Origin of the sequence: Xanthomonas sp. LF07-6, assembly GCF_034105445.1 — a bacterium.
Taxonomy (GTDB): Bacteria; Pseudomonadota; Gammaproteobacteria; order Xanthomonadales; family Xanthomonadaceae; genus Xanthomonas_A; species Xanthomonas_A sontii.
Genome location: NZ_JAXGGI010000004.1, coordinates 84,277 through 102,544, shown reverse-complemented (window position 1 = coordinate 102,544; position 18,268 = coordinate 84,277). Strand labels below are relative to the sequence as shown.

Annotated in this window: 11 protein-coding genes; 9 read left to right on the top strand and 2 right to left on the bottom strand. The window is 70.8% G+C overall.

Annotated features, from left to right (window positions below; translation table 11 throughout):
• The first annotated feature begins 24 nt into the window (after nt 1–24).
• The 8 genes from pncB to SLW56_RS09395 all read left to right on the top strand — a co-directional run bounded on the left by pncB (nt 25) and on the right by SLW56_RS09395 (nt 13,531).
• Nucleotides 25–1,209, top strand: a complete 1,185-nt coding sequence (gene pncB / locus SLW56_RS09430; protein ID WP_267124878.1) for a nicotinate phosphoribosyltransferase — start codon at nt 25–27, stop codon at nt 1,207–1,209.
• Nucleotides 1,210–1,428: 219 nt separating this feature from the next.
• A complete protein-coding gene (locus SLW56_RS09425; protein ID WP_193312645.1) occupies nt 1,429–1,887 on the top strand; it encodes a cellulose biosynthesis protein BcsD in 459 nt (152 codons plus the stop codon).
• A gap of 47 nt (nt 1,888–1,934) precedes the next feature.
• Nucleotides 1,935–2,321 (top strand): hypothetical protein, encoded by a 387-nt coding sequence (locus SLW56_RS09420; protein WP_152181962.1) that lies wholly within the window; start codon nt 1,935–1,937, stop codon nt 2,319–2,321.
• Between the two features lie 95 nt (nt 2,322–2,416).
• Entirely contained in the window at nt 2,417–4,567 is a 2,151-nt protein-coding gene (gene bcsA / locus SLW56_RS09415; protein WP_148829900.1) for a UDP-forming cellulose synthase catalytic subunit, read from the top strand.
• A 59-nt stretch (nt 4,568–4,626) separates the two neighbouring features.
• Nucleotides 4,627–6,915 (top strand): cellulose biosynthesis cyclic di-GMP-binding regulatory protein BcsB, encoded by a 2,289-nt coding sequence (gene bcsB, locus SLW56_RS09410; protein ID WP_320694753.1) that lies wholly within the window; start codon nt 4,627–4,629, stop codon nt 6,913–6,915.
• Nucleotides 6,912–8,078 (top strand): cellulose synthase complex periplasmic endoglucanase BcsZ, encoded by a 1,167-nt coding sequence (gene bcsZ, locus SLW56_RS09405; RefSeq protein WP_295909214.1) that lies wholly within the window; start codon nt 6,912–6,914, stop codon nt 8,076–8,078. Before bcsB ends, bcsZ begins: the two co-directional genes overlap by 4 nt.
• Nucleotides 8,066–12,544: a cellulose synthase subunit BcsC-related outer membrane protein gene (locus SLW56_RS09400; RefSeq protein WP_320694752.1), complete on the top strand. Its 4,479-nt coding sequence runs from the start codon at nt 8,066–8,068 to the stop codon at nt 12,542–12,544. The genes bcsZ and SLW56_RS09400 overlap by 13 nt, the downstream gene beginning before the upstream one ends.
• A 471-nt stretch (nt 12,545–13,015) precedes the next feature.
• Nucleotides 13,016–13,531 (top strand): peptide deformylase, encoded by a 516-nt coding sequence (locus SLW56_RS09395; RefSeq protein WP_150411280.1) that lies wholly within the window; start codon nt 13,016–13,018, stop codon nt 13,529–13,531.
• 338 nt (nt 13,532–13,869) lie between these two features.
• Here SLW56_RS09395 and ettA read toward each other — a convergent pair whose 3' ends face one another.
• Nucleotides 13,870–15,531, bottom strand: a complete 1,662-nt coding sequence (gene ettA, locus SLW56_RS09390) for an energy-dependent translational throttle protein EttA (protein ID WP_017908418.1) — start codon at nt 15,529–15,531, stop codon at nt 13,870–13,872.
• Nucleotides 15,532–15,669: 138 nt separating this feature from the next.
• Nucleotides 15,670–17,142, bottom strand: a complete 1,473-nt coding sequence (locus tag SLW56_RS09385) for an MFS transporter (RefSeq protein WP_320694751.1) — start codon at nt 17,140–17,142, stop codon at nt 15,670–15,672.
• A gap of 185 nt (nt 17,143–17,327) precedes the next feature.
• Between SLW56_RS09385 and SLW56_RS09380 the strand changes: the two genes are divergently transcribed.
• On the top strand, nt 17,328–18,251 hold the full coding sequence (locus SLW56_RS09380) for a helix-turn-helix transcriptional regulator (protein ID WP_320694750.1): 924 nt from the start codon (nt 17,328–17,330) through the stop codon (nt 18,249–18,251).
• Nucleotides 18,252–18,268: the final 17 nt, after the last annotated feature.

Sequence of the window (18,268 nt, the reverse complement as noted above, 5' to 3'; positions counted from 1 at the left end):
ACGCACTGAGCGCATAATCGGCGGATGATCATCGACTCGTTGTTGGACACCGACCTCTACAAGTTCACCATGATGCAGGCGGTGCTGCATCAGCATCCCGGCGCGCAGGTGGAATACCGTTTCAAGTGCCGCACCCCGGGCATCGACCTGGCGCAGTACCTGCCGCAGATCTCCGAAGAGATCGACGCGCTGTGTGCGCTGCGCTTCCGCGAGGACGAGCTGGACTACCTGCGCGCGATGCGCTTCATCAAGCCGGACTTCGTCGATTTCCTGGTGCTGTTCCACCTGGACCGCAAGTACCTGCAACTGCAGGCCTCGGCCAGCGTGCCCGGAGAGATCGAGCTGCATATCCGTGGGCCGTGGCTGCACACCATCCTGTTCGAGGTGCCGCTGCTGGCGATCGTCAACGAGGTGTGGTTCCGCAACGCCGGCGGCGCCGACCATGCCGAAGGCCTGCGCCGCCTGCAGGCCAAGATCGCGCTGCTGCGCGATACCCCGGGCTACGACAACTGCGCCATCGCCGACTACGGCACCCGCCGCCGCTATTCGCGCGCCTGGCATGGCGAACTGCTGCCGGTGCTGCAGCAGACCCTCGGCAAGCAGTTCGTCGGCACCAGCAACGTGTACTTCGCCCGCCGCTACGGCCTGACCCCGTTGGGCACGATGGCGCACGAATACCTGCAGGCGTTCCAGGCGTTGGGGCCGCGGCTACGCGATTCGCAGGCGGCGGCGCTGGAATCGTGGGCGCGCGAGTACCGTGGCGATCTCGGCATCGCGCTGTCGGACGTGGTCGGCCTGGATGCGTTCCTGCGTGATTTCGACCTGTACTTCTGCAAGCTGTTCGACGGCATGCGCCACGATTCCGGCGATCCGTTCGAATGGGGCGAGCGGGTGCTGGCGCATCTGCAGCGGCATCGGGTGGATCCGCGCAGCAAGATCCTGGTGTTCAGCGATGGCCTGGACATCGACAAGGTGATGCGGCTGTACGCGCATTTCCGCGATCGCTGCATGCTGGCGTTCGGCGTCGGCACGCACCTGACCAACGATCTGGGCCTGGTGCCGCTGCAGATCGTGATCAAGATGGTCCGCTGCAACGGCCAGCCGGTGGCCAAGCTCAGCGACTCGCCCGGCAAGACCCTGTGCGACGATCCGGCCTATCTGGCCTACCTGCGGCAGGTGTTCCAGGTGCCGGCCGAGGAACGGCACTGAGCCTGGGCGGCCCTGCCGGTGCCGACCCAGCGCCGGTCCCGGAGTGGGCGGGCAGGGGTCGCAGTTCAGCGCATCAGGGCTTTGCGGTGAAGAAAGAGTGAGATACACTGCGCTTCAAAGTGAGAACTGTGTCGCAATAGTGACGGCCGGCAACGGTCGGCCCGGGGCGCCACACCCGCTACGCCGTTGTCGTTCCGTCCCTGCCCAGAGACTTCCTCGATGAGCGCTCACGCGTTGCAGACCCATTACCGCACCCATGCCTGTTCGCGGCAGTGGCGCGGCTTTCTGCGCGCGCTCGCCGAGGAGTTCGCCGCGGAGCTGGGCGCCGAGGACCTGGCCCTGCTGATGGCGCGCATCGGCCGCCGCTTCGCCGCCGAACACCCGGTCGGCGCCTGCACCACCCTGCAGGAGCTGGAGGACGCGGTGAACCGCGTTTGGGACCAGCTTGAGTGGGGCTATGCGCGCTTCGAGGAGCACGCCGACCGCGTCGAGCTGCTGCACGCCGGCTCGCCGCTGCACATCGGCCTGGCCGGGCAGGCCGGCGGTGCCGACGGCTTCCTGGAAGGGGTGTATCAGGCATGGTTCATGCAGGTGGGGATGTCGGCCGGCCTGGGCGTGCGTGCGTTGTCGTCCGGACACGAAGACCTGCGCCGCTTCGTGCTGGCCAGGGCCGGCTGAGCGCGGCTGTAGCGACCGACTATTTTCAGATCGTCATGAGGGGCGTCATGTCCAAGAAGTCCAAGCAAACGGGTGCCGAAACCGGCGACGACGTCTCCAGCCTGTTCGCCAAGCTCGGCAGCAGTGGCGCGACCGCCTACCAGGATTTTTCCGCCGACCGGCTCAGCGCCGCGGAGCCGGCCGCCGCCGCGCCGCCGCCGGCGGCGCCCGCACCGGCGCCGGTGCTGTCGGTGGTACGCGCCGCGGTCGAGCCCAGGCCGGCTGCACCATTGCCGGTGGCGCCCGCCGCACCGGCGGCGCCTGTGTCGGCCGCCGTCATCGGCACCGCGACCGGCACGCCGTTGCAGCAGCTGTTCCAGCGCCTGCTCGAGGTCGGCCGCGAGGCCGCGGTGCCGGCGCCGGGCGGTCCGCTCAAGCGCTTCTTGAATCGTTGATGCCATGCGGCGCCTGCGGGCGCCGCACCTGTTTGCCGTCGCCGCGCGGTGGGGAAGACCGCGCGCCGACCTCCTCCCCTTGTTAGGAATCGCCGATGAGCGCTGCCTCCGCGTCGCGTGCCGCGCGCCCGCTGCATGTCCTGGCCAACTGGTCGCTGTGGCTGCTGGGTGCCGTGTTGCTGGTTTTCGTCGTCGCCATCCCGATGGATGTGCCGCAGCAACTGCTGTTCTCGCTGGTGGTGTTCGCCGCGGCCATGCTGCTGCGGCGCAGCGGCAGCCGCCTGGCGATCCTGGTGATGATGGCGCTGTCGCTGGCGGTGTCCTCGCGCTACATCTGGTGGCGCCTGACCCAGACCGTGGGCATGAGCAGCCCGGTCGACCTCAGCCTGGGCCTGGGCCTGCTGCTGGCCGAACTGTACGCGTTCGTGATCCTGGCGCTGGGCTATTTCCAGGTGCTGTGGCCGCTGAACCGGCGGCCGCTGCCGCTGCCGGCCGACCAGCGCGAATGGCCCAGCGTCGACCTGTTCATTCCCACCTACAACGAACCGCTGTCGGTGGTGCGCTCGACCATCCTCGCCGCCAGCGTGATGGACTGGCCGGCCGACAAGCTCAACATCTACCTGCTCGACGACGGCCGCCGCGAGGAGTTCCGCGCGTTCTGCGCGCAGGTCGGCATCCACTACGTCACCCGCACCAACAACCTCCACGCCAAGGCCGGCAACATCAACGCGGCGCTGAAGAAGTCCAGCGGCGAGTATGTGGCGATCTTCGATTGCGACCACATCCCCACGCGCTCGTTCCTGCAGGTGGCGATGGGCTGGTTCCTGCGCGACGCCAAGCTGGCGGTGGTGCAGATGCCGCACTACTTCTTCTCCGCCGATCCGTTCGAACGCAATCTCGGCAACCACGGCAAGGTGCCCAACGAGGGCGAGCTGTTCTACGGTCTGCTGCAGGACGGCAACGACCAGTGGGACGCCACCTTCTTCTGCGGCTCGTGCACGGTGATCAAGCGCAAGCCGCTGGAGGAAGTGGGCGGGGTGGCGGTGGAGACCGTCACCGAGGACGCGCACACCGCGCTGAAGCTGCACCGCCGCGGCTACCGCAGCGCCTACATCGCGGTGCCGCAGGCCGCCGGCCTGGCCACCGAGAGCCTGTCCGGCCACGTCGCCCAGCGCATCCGCTGGGCGCGCGGCATGGCGCAGATCGCGCGGCTGGACAACCCGCTGCTGGGCAAGGGTCTGCGCCTGTCGCAGCGCCTGTGTTACGCCAACGCGATGTTGCACTTCTTCTACGGGCTGCCGCGCATCGTCTACCTCACCGCGCCGCTGGCGTTCCTGTTCTTCGGCGCGCACGTGATCCATGCCTCGGCGCTGATGATCCTGGCCTATGCGCTGCCGCACATCCTGCAGGCCAACCTGACCAACCTGCGCACCCAGGGCAAGTTCCGCCACCTGCTGTGGAACGAGGTCTACGAGACCACCCTGGCCTGGTACATCCTGCGCCCGACGCTGGTGGCGCTGCTCAATCCCAAGCTCGGCAAGTTCAACGTCACCCCCAAGGGTGGCCTGGTGCCGCGCAGCTACTTCGACGGGCAGATCGCCAAGCCCTACCTGTTCCTGCTGGTGCTGAACCTGGCCGGCCTGGCTGCGGGCGTGATGCGCCTGCTCAGCGTGCAGCCCGGTGGCGAGGCGCAGACGATCTGGTTCAACCTGGCCTGGACCGCGTACAACGTGCTGTTGCTCGGCGCCACCATCGCCACCGCCAGCGAGATGCGCCAGGTGCGCCGCTCGCACCGCGTGCCGCTGGATATCCCGGCCACTCTGCACCTGGCCGATGGCCGCGAACTGGCCTGCCGCACGGTCAACTTCTCCACCGGCGGCATGGCGCTGCGTCTGCTCGAGCCGGTGCCGGTGGAGCCGGACCTGCCGGTGGAGATCGCGCTGCCGCAGCGCGGCAGCTCCAAGCGTCTGCCGGCGATGGTGCGCCACGACCGCGACGGCGAGATCAGCATCCAGTTCCGGCCGATGTCGATCGAGCAGGAGCGCTGGCTGGTGGCCTGCACCTTCGCCCGTGCCGACATCTGGGTGTCGCAGTGGGGCCGTCACGACCGCGACCGCTTCTGGGTGTCGCTGGGCCGCGTGTTCGCGGCCAGCATGCGCGGCTTCAGGCGCCTCGGCCAGCACGTCGCCAGCAGTGCGCGCAGCGGCTGGCGCGGCCGCACCGCCGGCGAGGAGGCTGCACCGTGATCCGCCGTCCCGCTGTGCTGCGTTCCTTCCTTTCTTTCCCTTCTTTCCGGTCGCCGTCGATGCGTCTACCCGCCCTGGCTGCATGCTGTCTCACGGTCCTGTCCGGCCTCGCCCTGGCCCAGGAGCCGACCCTTCCCGCCACCGCGCAGGCGCCGGCCGCCGCCGCGACCGCCACGCCGCTGCCGTCTCCGGCCGAACGCGAGCGCTCGGCCACGCTCAAGCAACTGGGTGTGGACTACGAGATGACCCTGCGCGGCATCCAGGGCAGCGCCGGTATCGCCTTCAGCACCCGCACCGACGAAGTGGTGCAGGCGGCGAACCTGCATCTGGTCTACAGCTACTCGCCGGCGCTGCTGCCGGACCTGTCGCACCTGAAGGTCAGCGTCAACGGCGTCACCGTGGCGACCCTGCCGGTCAGCCGCGAGAACGCCGGCAAGCTGCAGCAGAGCGACGTGCCGATCGATCCGCGCCTGATCAGCGACTACAACCGGCTCAACCTGCAACTGATCGGCCACTACACCCGCGATTGCGAGGATCCGGACCACACCAGCCTGTGGGCCAACATCGATCCGTCCACGCGGCTGTCGCTGACCGCCACCCCGCTGGTGCTGCGCAACGACCTGGCGCTGCTGCCGGTGCCGTTCTACGACAAGCGCGATACGCGCCGCCTGGAACTGCCGTTCGTGTTCCCGCAGCGCCCGGACCTGGCCACGCTGCGCAGCGCCGGCATCGTCGCCTCCTGGTTCGGCGCGCAGGCCGGCTACCGCGGCGCGTCGTTCGGCGTGGTCATCGGCGACGTGCCGGCCACCGGCAACGCGGTGCTGTTCGCCACCGCCGCGACGCTGCCGGCGGAGCTGGCCGCGACCCAGGCCGGCCTGACCGAGATCGCCGGCCCGACCCTGGCGATGATCACCAATCCGCGCGATGCCACCGGCAAGCTGCTGCTGGTGCTGGGCCGCAACGACAACGACCTGCAGCAGGCCGCCACCGCGCTGAGCCTGGGCACGCCGTTCAACGGCCCGGTGGCGCGCATCGGCGAACTCAAGCCGGCGCAGCCGCGCAAGCCCTACGACGCGCCCAACTGGATCTCCGGCGACAAGCCGGTGCGCTTCGGCGATCTGGTCGCGCAGACCTCGCAGTTGAACGTCAGCGGCTACCACCCCGACCTGATCCGGGTCGGCCTGCAACTGCCGCCGGATCTGTTCGTGTGGCAGCGCGACGGCATCCCGGTCAACCTGCGTTATCGCTACACGGTGCCGGAGACGCAGAACAAGTCGGCGCTCAACGTCAGCATCAACGATGCCTTCGTCACCACGCTGCCGCTCAACGGCCACGCCTATGCCGAGTCGCTGCCGCTGCGCTGGTGGCACGAACTCTCGCCCAAGGGGGCGATGCCGGTGGAGCAGAAACTGCTGCTGCCGACCGGGCCGTTCTCGGCCAACAGCCAGCTGCGTTTCCACTTCTTCTTCGACCGCCCGCAGGCGGAGGCGTGCAAGAACACCTTCCCCGACGTGTCCGGCGCGATCGACGCTGATTCCAGCGTGGACCTGCGCTCGTTCCATCACTACATGGCGATGCCGAACCTGGCCGCGTTCGGCAATGCCGGCTTCCCGTTCACGCGCCTGGCCGACCTGTCCGAGTCCACCGTGGTGGTGCCGAACGAGATCGGCGACCAGGACATGGCCAACCTGCTGACCCTGCTCGGCCGGCTCGGCGCGTCCACCGGCTACCCGGCGCTGCGGGTGACCCTGATCCACGCCGCCGAGGTCGACAAGCACGCCGACAGCGACCTGCTGGTGTTCGGCAGCCTGCGCTCGCAACCGCTGTTCCAGCGCTGGAGCGCGGCGCTGCCGATCGGCGACGGCGCCAGCGGGCGGCGCTTTGCGATGAGCGACTGGGTGCTGGACAAGCTGCCCGGCTTCCTGTCGTTCGATGCGCGCCGCACCGACCTGCCGACCACCGCCGAGGTGGCGGTGAAGCCGGCACCCGGCGACGTGGTGCTGATGGGCTTCCAGTCGCCGCTGAAGGCCGGGCGCAGCGTGGTCGCGCTGCTGGCCGAGGACCCGGCCAGCGTCGAGGACTTCTTCGACGCCTGGCTCGAGCCGGCCACGCTGAAGGACTTCCAGGGCAGCGTGGTGCTGCTGCAGAAGGGCAAGGTGCGCAGCCTGGCCGGCAACCAGACCTACTATGTCGGTCACCTGCCGCTGCCGACCTGGGCGCGCTGGTACTTCTCGCAGCACCCGCTGTTGCTGGGCCTGGCGGTGGTGCTGCTGAGCGTGTTGCTGGCGCTGGCCGCGCGCGTGGTGCTGCGCCGGCATTCGGCGGCGCGGCTGCAGGCAGGGCAGTGAACGGACACACCGGCCAACGCCGACGCCTGCTCGGCGGCCTGCTCGCCGCCGGTGCGGCGACGCTGCTGCCGCCGGCGCGCGCCGCGCTGGCGGCGGCGCCGGCCTGCGCGCCGTGGCGCGAGTGGATCGCGTTCGTCGGCAAGCACCTCGATGCCAGCGGGCGGGTGATCGATTTCCAGCACGCCGACCAGCGCAGCACCTCCGAAGGCCAGTCCTACGCGCTGTTCTTCGCGCTGGTGGCCAACGACCAAGTGCTGTTCGAGCGCGTGCTCGGCTGGACCCGGCACAACCTGTGCGGCGGCCGCCCGCAGCAGGTGCTGCCGGCCTGGCTGTGGGGCCGCGCCAGCGACGGCAGCTGGCGCGTGCTCGATGGCAACAGCGCCAGCGACGCCGACCTGTGGATCGCCTACGTGCTGCTCGAGGCCGGGCGCCTGTGGCAACGGCCCGGCTACACCCAGGCCGGTCTGCAGATGCTGGCGCTGGTGCGACGCACCGAGCTGGCCGAGCTGCCCGGGTTCGGCAGCATGCTGCTGCCGGCGGCCAAGGGGTTCGTCAGGCCGCAACGCTGGACGCTCAACCCCAGTTACCTGCCGCTGCAGTTGCTGCGGCGCTTCGCCGCGGTCGATCCGAAGGGACCGTGGGCCGGCCTGGCCACGCGCAGCGCACGGATGCTGCGCGACAGCGCGCCGGTCGGCTTCGCGCCGGACTGGACCGCCTGGGACGGCCGCGCGTTCGGTGTCGACCCCGACAAGGGCGCGATCGGCAGCTACGACGCCATCCGCGTGTACCTGTGGGCCGGCATGCTCGATGCCGCCGATCCGCTGCGCAAGGCGCTGCTCGACGACCTGTCCGGCCCGCTGCAGCAACTGCGCGCGCAGGGCCGTCTCGACGAGAAGATCGACAGCCGCCAGGGCGTCGGCAGCGGCCAGGCGCCGCCCGGCTTCGCCGCGGCCCTGCTGCCGTACCTGAGCGCGCTGCGCGAACCGGCGCTGCTCAAGGCGCAGGCGCAACGCATTCCCGCGCCCGGCGACGCCGCCGCGGCACGGCTTCCCTACTACGACCGGGTGCTGATCCTGTTCGGACGCGCCTGGCTCGACAACCGCTACCGCTTTTCCGCAGACGGCGCGCTGCAGCCCGCCTGGAGAACCCAATGCTCCGCATGAACCTCAAACCCCTGTACCTGGCCGGCATGATCGACCTGTGCCTGCTCGCCGGCAGCGCGCACGCGCAGAACGCCGACGCCACCCAGCAACTGGTCAGCCAGGGCAACTACTGGCACGACCAGGGCCGCGACGATCTCGCCGCCGATGCCTGGCGCAAGCTGCTGCGGGTCGACCCGAACCAGCCCGACGCCCTGCTCGGCCTGGCCCAGATCGATCTGGCGCAGGGTCGCCAGACCGACGCGCGCAAGCGCCTGGCGCAGCTGCAGAAGGCGCATCCGCAGGCGCCGCAGACCCAGCGCCTGGCCATGTCGATCGGCGGCACCGGCGATAACATCGACCTGCGCAACGCACGCCGCGCCGCCGCCGCCGGCCGCTACGTGGACGCGGTGCGTGCCTACCAGGCGCTGTTCGACGGCAAGGGCCCGCCGGACTCGCTGGCGCTGGAGTACTACCAGGCGCTGGCCGGCACCCCGCAGGGCTGGGACGGCGCACGCGACGGCCTGCGCCGCCTGGCTGCCGCGCAGCCGGACAACACCGCCGCGGCGCTGGCGCTGGCGCAGGTGCAGACCTACCGGGAACCGTCGCGGCGCGAGGGCATCGCCCAGCTCGCCGCGCTGAGCAAGCGCGCCGATGTCGCCGGTCCCGCGCGTGCCGGCTGGCGCCAGGCGCTGCTGTGGCTCAATGCCGGCCCCGCCGATGCGCCGCTGTACCAGGCGTTCCTGGCCGCCAATCCGAACGATGCCGAGATCGCCAAGAAGGCCGCGCAACTGCAGGAGCGCCGCGCGCAAGGCGGCGATCCGGCCGGCGAACAGTTGGGCGAAGGCTTCAAGGCGCTCAACGCCGGCAACCTGGCGCTGGCCGAACAGCGCTTCGCGCAGGTGCTGCGCGCGCGTCCGCGCGATGCCGAGGCGCTGGGTGGCCTGGGCTCGGTGCGGCTGCGCCAGCAGCGCTTCGGCGAAGCGCAGGAACTGCTGCGCCCGGCCGCGGCCGCCAACGGCAAGTGGCGCAGCGCGCTGGACAGCGCGCGCTACTGGCTGCAGCTGCAGCAGGCGCAGGCCGCGCGCACCCGCGGCGACACCGACGCCGCGCTGCGCCTGGTCCAGCAGGCGGTCAAGCTCAAGCCCGAGGAGGCCGCCGGCTACGCGTTGCTGGGCGACCTGCAGTCGGCCAGCGATGCCGCCGCCGCCGAAAAGAGCTACCGCGAGGCGCTGCGCCTGCATGCCGACGATGCCGGCGCGCTGCAGGGCCTGATCGCCCTGTACAGCCGCCAGGGCCGCGCCAACGAGGCCAATGCGCTGTTCGCCAGGCTCAGCCCGGCGCAGCGCCAGCAGGCCGGCGGCGAGTCCGCGCTGAAAGCCAACCTGCAGCGCGCCCGCGCGCAGCAGGCGCTGGAGGCCGGCGACACCGTCACCGCGCAGAGCGAGCTGGAAAAGGCGATGGTCGACAACCCGGGCGATCCGTGGGTGCGGCTGGACCTGGCGCGCCTGTACCAGCAGGCCGGGCGTCCGGACCAGGCGCGCAGCGTCATGGACGGCCTGCTCGCAGTGCACGGCGACATGCCCGAGGCGCTGTACGCCAATGCGCTGCTGGCGCAGGAACGCGGCGACTGGGCCAGCGCCTACGCCAGCCTGGAACGCATTCCGGCCAATGCCCGCACCGCCGAGATGAGCGCGCTGCGCAACACCGCCTGGGTCGAACAGCAGGCGGCCACGGCGCGCCTGCTGCAGCAGCAGGGCCGCGGTGGCGAAGCGCAGTTGCTGCTGGGCCGCACCGAGGCCGCGCTGGGCGACGCGCTGGAACAGCCGGCGCTGCTGGCGGCGATGGCCGGCGCCTATGCCGACATCGGCAGCAACCAGCGCGCGCTGACCCTGGCGCAGCGCCTGGTCGCGCAGAACCCCTCCACCGAGGCGCGCCTGCAATACGCCGGCGTGCTGCTGCGCGCGCACCAGGACGCGGAACTGGCGGCGACCCTGCGCCAGCTGCGCGACAGCGAGATGAGCGCCGAGCAGCAGCGCCGCTACCAGGCGCTGCGCAGCGGCTACGTGCTGCGCCAGGTCGATGCCCTGCGCGAACTCGGCAACCTCGAAGCCGCCTACGACGCGCTGGCGCCGCTGCTGGCGCAGCAGAACCAGGATCCGCAGGCGGTGGCCGCGCTGGCGCGGCTGTACGCCGCCGCCGGCGACCAGCGCCAGGCGCTGGTGCTGTATCAGCAGCAACTGCAGCAGTCGCCCAACGACCTGGACACGCTGATCGCCGCGGCCAACACCGCCGCCGCGCTGCGCGACCTGCACAGCGCCGAGGACTACCTGCAGCGCGCGCTGGCGCAGGCGCCGGATTCGCCGCAGGTGCTTGGCGCCGCCGGCCGCGTGTACCGCAGCGCCGGCAAGAACCGCAAGGCCGAGAGCTACTTCCGCGCCGCACTGGCGGCGCAGGCGCGCGAGGCGGGCCAGTACGACAACGGCCTGCCGGCCGCCAACGGCCCGGCGTCCTACGCCGCTGCCGGGCGCCCGCTCAATCCGTTCGCCGGCATGAACGGACGCATGCCGCGCAGCGCCGCGGTGGTGTCCGACCGCCTCGGCGGCGGCGTGCCGGCCCCGGCCTACGCAGCGTCCGCGCTGCCGGCGTCCGCGCCGGCCGTGGCCGCCGGCGACGACCTGCCGCCGCCGGCCAGCGCCAGCGCCGTCGGCGTGGCCCTGGCCGCGTTGCCGGTGCCCGGGCAGCGCAGCACCGCCCGCAGCGTGCCGCGCGACCTGCCCGACGACGGGCTGCTGGCCGCGGCGCCGCGTGCGTCCCTGCGCCAGCCGGCCGCGCCGGCCAGCGCCGGCGGCGGTTCAACCGTGCTCGACGAACTGCGCGAGGTGCAGGCCGAGAACAGCGACAGCCTCGCTACCGGCGCCAGCTACCGCGCCCGCGACGGCGAGGCCGGCCTCGGCCGGCTGCGCGATCTGGAAGTGCCGCTGCACGGCGAGTTCGCGGTGGGCGAGGGCAAGCTGCAGGTCGACGTCACCCCGACCCTGCTCGACGCCGGCACGCTCGGCACCGGCTACGCCACCGCCAGCCGTTTCGGCGCCGGCCCGGCCGCGGCGATGGGCGATGCCCTGGCCGCCGACCGCACGCCGATCGACAGCCTGGTCGGCAGCGACCTGTACCAACTGCTGCTCACCGAAGGCAACAGCAATGCCACCCGCAACGCGCTGCGCACCTACGCGGTCAACACCGGGCTGTACAACAAGCTGTTCAACGACACCGACCCGGCGCTGACCAACGCACAGCGCCAGGCGGCAGCGCTGCAGGCGCTGTACGCCGAGCCGCTGTCGGCGTTCCTGCTCGGCAACACCGCCGCCGACACCGCGATCGGCACGCTGGCCAGCGCCATCCTCGGCGACGCCTCGCGCAGCGCCGACCTCAGCGCCGCCGACATCGCCCGCTTCCGCAACCTCGCCGCCAACCCCACCGCCGCGGCGCTGACCCCGGCCGGCTTCAGCCAGGCGCTGTACACCATGGCCGCCAACGGCAACGGCGCGCGGCGCATGGACCAGGACGCGCGCGGCGTCGGCATGGCGGTGACCTACAAGAACGGCGGCTTCAGCGCCGACCTGGGCAGCACCCCGGTCGGCTTCCCCGAGCGCCGCATCGTCGGTGGCGTCGGTTACCGCGGCCAGGCCGGCGACAACCTCACCTATTCCGGCCAGGTGTTCCGCCGCGCGGTCAGCGACAGCCTGCTGTCCTTCGGCGGCGTCGACGACGGCCGCGCCGGACTTGGCTGGGGCGGCGTGACCAGCAACGGCCTGCGCCTGTCGGCCACCCTCGACAACGGCCTGCTCGGCGGCTACGCCAGCGTCAGTGCCGACCGCCTGGTCGGCCGCAATGTCGCCAGCAACGACCACCGCCAGGTCGACCTGGGCGTGTACGTGCACGCGCTGGACACCGAGAACCAGTCGCTGACCGCCGGCCTCAACCTGACCGCGATGCAGTACGACAAGAACTTGGGCGGCTACACCTACGGCCAGGGCGGCTATTTCAGCCCGCAGGACTACGTGGACCTGGGCTTCCCGGTGCACTGGAGCGGCCGCACCGCCGGGCGCACGGTCAACTGGAGCGTGGACGCCAGCGTCGGCGTGCAGCATTTCCGCAGCGACGACAGCCCGTACTTCCCGACCAGCGCGCAGATGCAGCAGGCCGCCTACGACGCCGCCTCGCTGGCCGCGCTGCTGGGGCTGACCGACCGCTACGTCGCACCGGTGTATGCCGGGCAGAGCAAGACCGGCATGTCGTACAACATCGCCGGCGCGGCCGAATGGCAGATCGCCCCGCAGCTGTTCCTGGGTGGACGCCTGCTGTTCAACAACGCCCGCGACTACACCCAGTTCAGCACCAACCTCTACGTGCGTTTCGTGCTCGACCGGCTCGGCGCCGGCCTCGGCCGCCGCCCGCAGGTGCTGGCCTCGCCGTACGTGCCGGAGTAGGGCGCGTGCCGCGCGGAGACCGGCGCAGGCGTCAACTGTCTTACAGCCGCGACAAGCGGCACCGAAACCCGACTGACACCCTGCGTCGTCGGGACTGAAGTCCCTCCCACAAGGATGCCCAGCGCATCCCTGTGGGAGCGACGTCAGGCGGGCGTCACGTGTGCACATCCATCTCGGCGGATGGCCCACGGCGCTGCGGAACCACGCGTGACGGAACGCGCGCTACGCTGGCTGGGTGCACGGTGGGAGGGACTTCAGTCCCGACGCATTGCGCCACCGGGAGGCGCGCCACGTCGCGCGTCGCGGCTGCAGGACAGTTCACGCCTGCAGAATTCGCCAAGCGCTTTGCCGCAACACGGGGATTGCACCGCGGCGTGTCGCAGTCGGGGCAGGGGAGGCCGCAGCCCGCGCTGCACGCGTCGCCGCCACGGCGGATAATCGCTGCCATTCCCCGCTGCCAGGAGTCCGCACATGATCCGCGACATCATCCGCATGGGCGACCCGCGTCTGCTGCGCCAGGCGCCGCCGGTCACCGATTTCGACAGCGCGCAACTGCATGCGCTGGTCGCCGACATGTTCGAGACCATGGACGCTGCGCGCGGCGTCGGCCTGGCCGCGCCGCAGATCGCGGTGGATCTGCAACTGATGGTGTTCGGCTTCGAGCGCAGCGCCCGCTATCCGGACGCGCCGCCGGTGCCGCGCACCGCCCTGGCCAACGTGGAGATCGAGCCGCTGTCCGACGACCTGGAGGATGGCTGGGAAGGCTGCCTGTCCATTCCCGGACTGCGCGCGGTGATTCCGCGCTACCGGCACATCCGCTACCGCGGCGTGCTGCCGGACGGCACCCCGCTGCAGCGCGAGGCCGAGGGCTTCCACGCCCGCGTGGTGCAGCACGAGCACGACCACCTGATCGGCCGCCTGTATCCCTCGCGCATCCGCGATTTCGACAGGTTTGGTTTCGAGGACGTGCTGTCCTACGACTTGTAGTGCCGGGATGCCCCCGCGTTGGCGATGCGTAGCGCTCACTTCCGCATGCGTGCAGTGCCACGCGCTTGTAGGAGCGCTCCAGTCGCGACGGTTTTACCGGTAAGGCCCATCGCGACACAGGGACGTGCAACGAACTCGGCGGGTGCACTGTGGGAGGGACTTCAGTCCCGACGCATTGCGCCATCGGAAAGCGCACCGCTTCGCGTGTCGCCGTTGTATGACAGTCGACTCCCGCAGACTCCCGGAGCCAGAGAGCGGACCCACCCGACAGTCAGCCAAAACGCGCACGGCCCGCGCGAAGCGGGCCGTGGCGGGTGCTGCCAGAAACGCGCTGCGGCTTACTTCAGCGCCTTGAAACGCAGGCGCTTGGGGCCGGCGTCGTCGCCGAGGCGGCGCTTCTTGTCTTCCTCGTACTCGCGGTAGTTGCCCTGGAAGAACTCCACGTGCGAGTCGCCCTCGAAGGCGAGGATGTGGGTGGCGATGCGGTCCAGGAACCAGCGATCGTGCGAGATCACGAAGGTGTTGCCCGGGAACTCCAGCAGCGCGTCTTCCAGCGCGCGCAGGGTTTCGATGTCCAGGTCGTTGGACGGTTCGTCGAGCAGCAGCACGTTGCCGCCCTGCAGCAGGGTCTTGGCCATGTGCAGGCGGCCGCGCTCGCCGCCGGACAGCGAGCCGACCATCTTCTGCTGGTCCTGGCCCTTGAAGTTGAAGCGGCCGATGTAGGCGCGCGACTGGATCTCCACGCCGTTGATGTTGAGGATGTCCAGGCCGCCGGAAATCTCCTGGAACACGTTGTGGTTGCCTTCCAGCTTGTCGCGGCTCTGGTCCACGTACGACAGCTGCACGGTCGGGCCGACCACGATCTCGCCCGAATCCGGCTTCTCCTGCCCGGTGATCATCTTGAACAGGGTCGACTTGCCGGCGCCGTTGGGGCCGATGATGCCGACGATGGCGCCCGGCGGGATGATCATCGACAGGTTGTCGATCAGCAGGCGGTCGCCGAACTTTTTGGAGACGTTCTTGAACTCCATCACCGAGTTGCCCAGGCGCTCGCCCGGCGGGATGAAGATTTCGTTGGTCTCGTTGCGCTTCTGGTAATCGACCGACTGCAGTTCGTCCAGGCGCGCCAGACGTGCCTTGCCCTTGGAGCGGCCGCCCTTGGCGTTCTGCCGGGCCCACTCCAGTTCCTTCTGGATCGCCTTCTGCCGCGCCTTCTCCTGGTTCTCTTCCTGCTTCAGGCGCTCGTCCTTCTGCATCAGCCATTCGGTGTAGTTGCCCTTCCACGGAATGCCGCGGCCGCGGTCCAGTTCCAGGATCCATTCGGCGGCGTTGTCGAGGAAGTAGCGATCGTGGGTGACCGCGACCACGGTGCCGGTATAGCGCGCCAGGAACTGTTCCAGCCACTCCACCGACTCGGCGTCGAGGTGGTTGGTCGGTTCGTCGAGCAGCAGCATGTCCGGCTTCTGCAGCAGCAGCCGGCACAGCGCCACGCGGCGCTTCTCGCCGCCGGACAGGTTGGCGATCTTGGCGTCCCACGGCGGCAGCCGCAGCGCATCGGCGGCCACGTCGAGCTGGTTCTCCAGGGTGTGCGCATCGCCGGCGGCCAGGATCGCCTCCAGGCGCTCCTGTTCCTTGGCCAGCGCGTCGAAATCGGCGCCTTCCTCGGCATAGGCGGCGTACACCGCTTCCAGCGCGGCCTGCGCCTGCAGCACTTCGCCCACGCCTTCCTCGACCGACTCGCGCACGGTCTTGTTCGGGTCCAGCTCCGGCTCCTGCGCCAGGTAGCCGACCTTGGTGCCGGGCTGCGGACGCGCCTCGCCTTCGAAATCGGTGTCCACGCCGGCCATGATCTTCAGCACGGTGGACTTGCCGGCGCCGTTGAGGCCGAGCAGGCCGATCTTGGCGCCGGGGAAGAACGACAGCGAGATGTCCTTGATGATCTGGCGCTTGGGCGGCACGGTCTTGCTGACCCGGTTCATGGTGTAGATGTATTGCGACATGGCGGCTCCAAAGGCGCAGGGCGCCCGCCGGCCGGCGGCCGGAGGGCGTCGAAAGGGATGGCGGATTATAGCCGGACGGCCGCCGGCATTCGTTGTCGCACGGTGGCGGCGGCAGACGCGCGGGCGGTGCCGCGCGGCCTACTCGGCGATCGGCGGCAGCGCTGCGCTCGGTGCCGTCGCCGTTTCCCCCGCGCGGCGCTGCCGGCGCAGATAGAACAGTGCGCAGATCACCAGCACCAGCATCGCCAGCCACTCGCTGTGCAGCGCCGCCTGCATCGCGGCCAGGCTGCCGCCACCGCGGGCGTGGGCGTAGATCGCGCCGAGCGCTGCCGGGCCCAGGCCCATCGCCGCCTGCAGGATGGTGGAGAGCATGGCGCTGCCCGCGCCTGCGTGGTCGGTGGGCACCTGCGACAGGCCGATGCGGTAGAAGCTGGCCACGATCCAGGCCTGGCCGGCACCGATCAGTGCGGTCGCCGGGGCCAGGTTGCCCGCGCCCGGATGCGGCCACACGGCGTGCAGCGTCCAGCCCAGCGCCAGCAGGCCCAGCATCTGCACCAGGCAGCCCAGCAGCAGCGTCGGCAGCGGGCCGCAGCGCGCCGCCACGCGGGCGCTGACCAGCGCGGAGGCGAAGTAGGCCGCGCCCAGCACGATGAACGCATTGCCGGACTGCAGCGGCGAGAGGTCGGCGCCGGTCTGCAGGGTCAGCGCCAGCACGAACATGAAACCGCTCCAGCAGGTGAAGAACACCCCGCCCACCAGCAGCGCGAAGCGCACGCTGGGCAGCCGCAGCAAGGCCAGCGGCAGCAACGGCGTCCGTCCGCGGCGTTCCTGCCACAGTTCGACCCGGGTTAGCGCCGCCAGCAGCGGCAGGCAGGCCGCCAGCACCGCCAGGCACGCCGGCGGCCAGTGCAGGGCAGGGCCCAGCGCCAATGGCAGCAGCAGGCAGGCCAGGAACAGCCCCAGCAGCCCGGCGCCGGCCAGGTCGGGCGGCATCCGCCGTGCCGCGCGGGTCTCCGGCACGGCGCGCAGGCAGGCCAGCGCCAGCAAGCAGAACGGCAGGTTGATCAGAAACACGCTGCGCCAGCCGGATCCGGCGATGTCCGCGCTGACCAGCGAGCCGCCCAGCACCTGACCGATGACGAAGGCGATGCCGCCCAGCGAGCCGTACAGCGCCAATGCCCGGGCGTGCGCCTTGCCTTGCAGGCTGACGTGGATGGTGGCCAGGATCTGCGGCACCGCCAGCGCCGCCCCCAGTCCCTGCAGGATGCGGCCGGCCAGCAGGGCCGGGACCGAACCGGCCACCCCGCACAGCAACGAGGCCAGGCCGAACAGCAGCACGCCGGCACCGAACACGCGGCGCCGGCCGAGGTTGTCGCCGAGCCGGCCGCCCGCCGCCAGGCCCACCGCGAAGGCGACGCCGTAGACGGCCACGATCAGCTCCAGTTGGGTCGCCGACGCGTGCAGCGTGTGGGCGATCGAGCCGAGCGCGACATTGAGGATGGAGAAATCGATCAGCGGCAGCATCTGCCCGATCAGCAGGATGCCGAGGCCGCGGTGGCTCAGGGTGGGGGTGGTGGCGGGCATGGCGGAGGCGGGGGAGGGTGTGGTCATGGCGCGCAGTATGGTGAGTCGATAAACTGGTACAAGGACTCATTTATCCTGGTACTGGCGCTGCCTCCCTGGTGTCCCGAACAATCGCGTCGGGGCGCCGTCTCCTGCGGCGCGACAGACACGCCTGCGCCGCCTGTCGACGCGGCGTCGTCGGGCACCGGCGGACAGCAAAAGTGGAGAAGACGATGCAACCGGACCTCGCGCATTCCACCTCCAGGCCGGAGCGGGCGGTCGCGCCTGCTACGTCGGGCCCGGCCCTGGCCAGCGAGCGTGCCCGCGCGCTGGGCGCCTTCCTGCGCGCCCGCCGCGAGAGCCTGGACCCGGCGCGGCTGGCGCTCCCGCGCGGCGGCAGGCGCCGCACCCCCGGCCTGCGCCGCGAGGAAGTGGCCTTGCTCGCCGATGTCGGCGTGACCTGGTACACCTGGCTGGAACAGGGGCGCCCGGTCCGCGCCTCGGCGCGCGTGCTGACCGCCATCGCCCGCGCCCTGCAGTGTTCGGAGGTGGAAACCGCGCACGTGCTGGCGCTGGCCGGCGTGGGCGGCACGACCGCCCTGGCGCCGCCGCCGTGCCAACGCCTGACCGGCACCGGGCGCATGCTGCTGGACCAGCTCGGCCCGTGGCCGGCAATGCTGCAGACCCCGCGCTTCGACATCCTCGGCGCCAACCCGGCCTTCGAGCGGCTGATGGGTGTGACCCTGGCCGACCTGGCGGACGCCGACCGCAACTGCGTCTATCAGGCCTTCACCAATCCGCGCTGGCGCGACGCATTGCTCGATCGCCAGGAGGTGCTGCAGCACATGGTGGCGTTGCTGCGCGCGGCGATGGCCGAACACCTGGGCGAGCCGGAATGGGAGGCGCTGCTGGCGCGCTACCGTGCGGCCTCTCCCGAGTTCGATGCGCTGTGGCGGCAGCGGCGCGAGGTGCGCGGCGTGGAGAATCAGCTCAAGCGCTTCCGCCATCCGCAGGAAGGCGAGCTGCACCTGCAGCAGGTCAACTGGTGGTCGGCGCCGCGCAACGGCAACCGTCTGGTGGTCTATTTGCCAGCCGATGACACGGCGCAGGCGGCGCTGTTGCGCCTGCACGCGCAGGCCGGAAATGCCGCTGGATGAACGCTTTCCTAGCCCGT

Coding starts and splice junctions, on each gene's coding strand:
- SLW56_RS09400 (WP_320694752.1), top strand. CDS start 8,066: ATGCTCCGCATGAACCTCAAACCCCTGTACCTGGCCGGCATGATCGAC.
- SLW56_RS09425 (WP_193312645.1), top strand. CDS start 1,429: ATGAGCGCTCACGCGTTGCAGACCCATTACCGCACCCATGCCTGTTCG.
- pncB (WP_267124878.1), top strand. CDS start 25: ATGATCATCGACTCGTTGTTGGACACCGACCTCTACAAGTTCACCATG.
- SLW56_RS09380 (WP_320694750.1), top strand. CDS start 17,328: ATGCAACCGGACCTCGCGCATTCCACCTCCAGGCCGGAGCGGGCGGTC.
- SLW56_RS09420 (WP_152181962.1), top strand. CDS start 1,935: ATGTCCAAGAAGTCCAAGCAAACGGGTGCCGAAACCGGCGACGACGTC.
- SLW56_RS09395 (WP_150411280.1), top strand. CDS start 13,016: ATGATCCGCGACATCATCCGCATGGGCGACCCGCGTCTGCTGCGCCAG.
- bcsB (WP_320694753.1), top strand. CDS start 4,627: ATGCGTCTACCCGCCCTGGCTGCATGCTGTCTCACGGTCCTGTCCGGC.
- ettA (WP_017908418.1), bottom strand. CDS start 15,531: ATGTCGCAATACATCTACACCATGAACCGGGTCAGCAAGACCGTGCCG.
- SLW56_RS09385 (WP_320694751.1), bottom strand. CDS start 17,142: ATGACCACACCCTCCCCCGCCTCCGCCATGCCCGCCACCACCCCCACC.
- bcsA (WP_148829900.1), top strand. CDS start 2,417: ATGAGCGCTGCCTCCGCGTCGCGTGCCGCGCGCCCGCTGCATGTCCTG.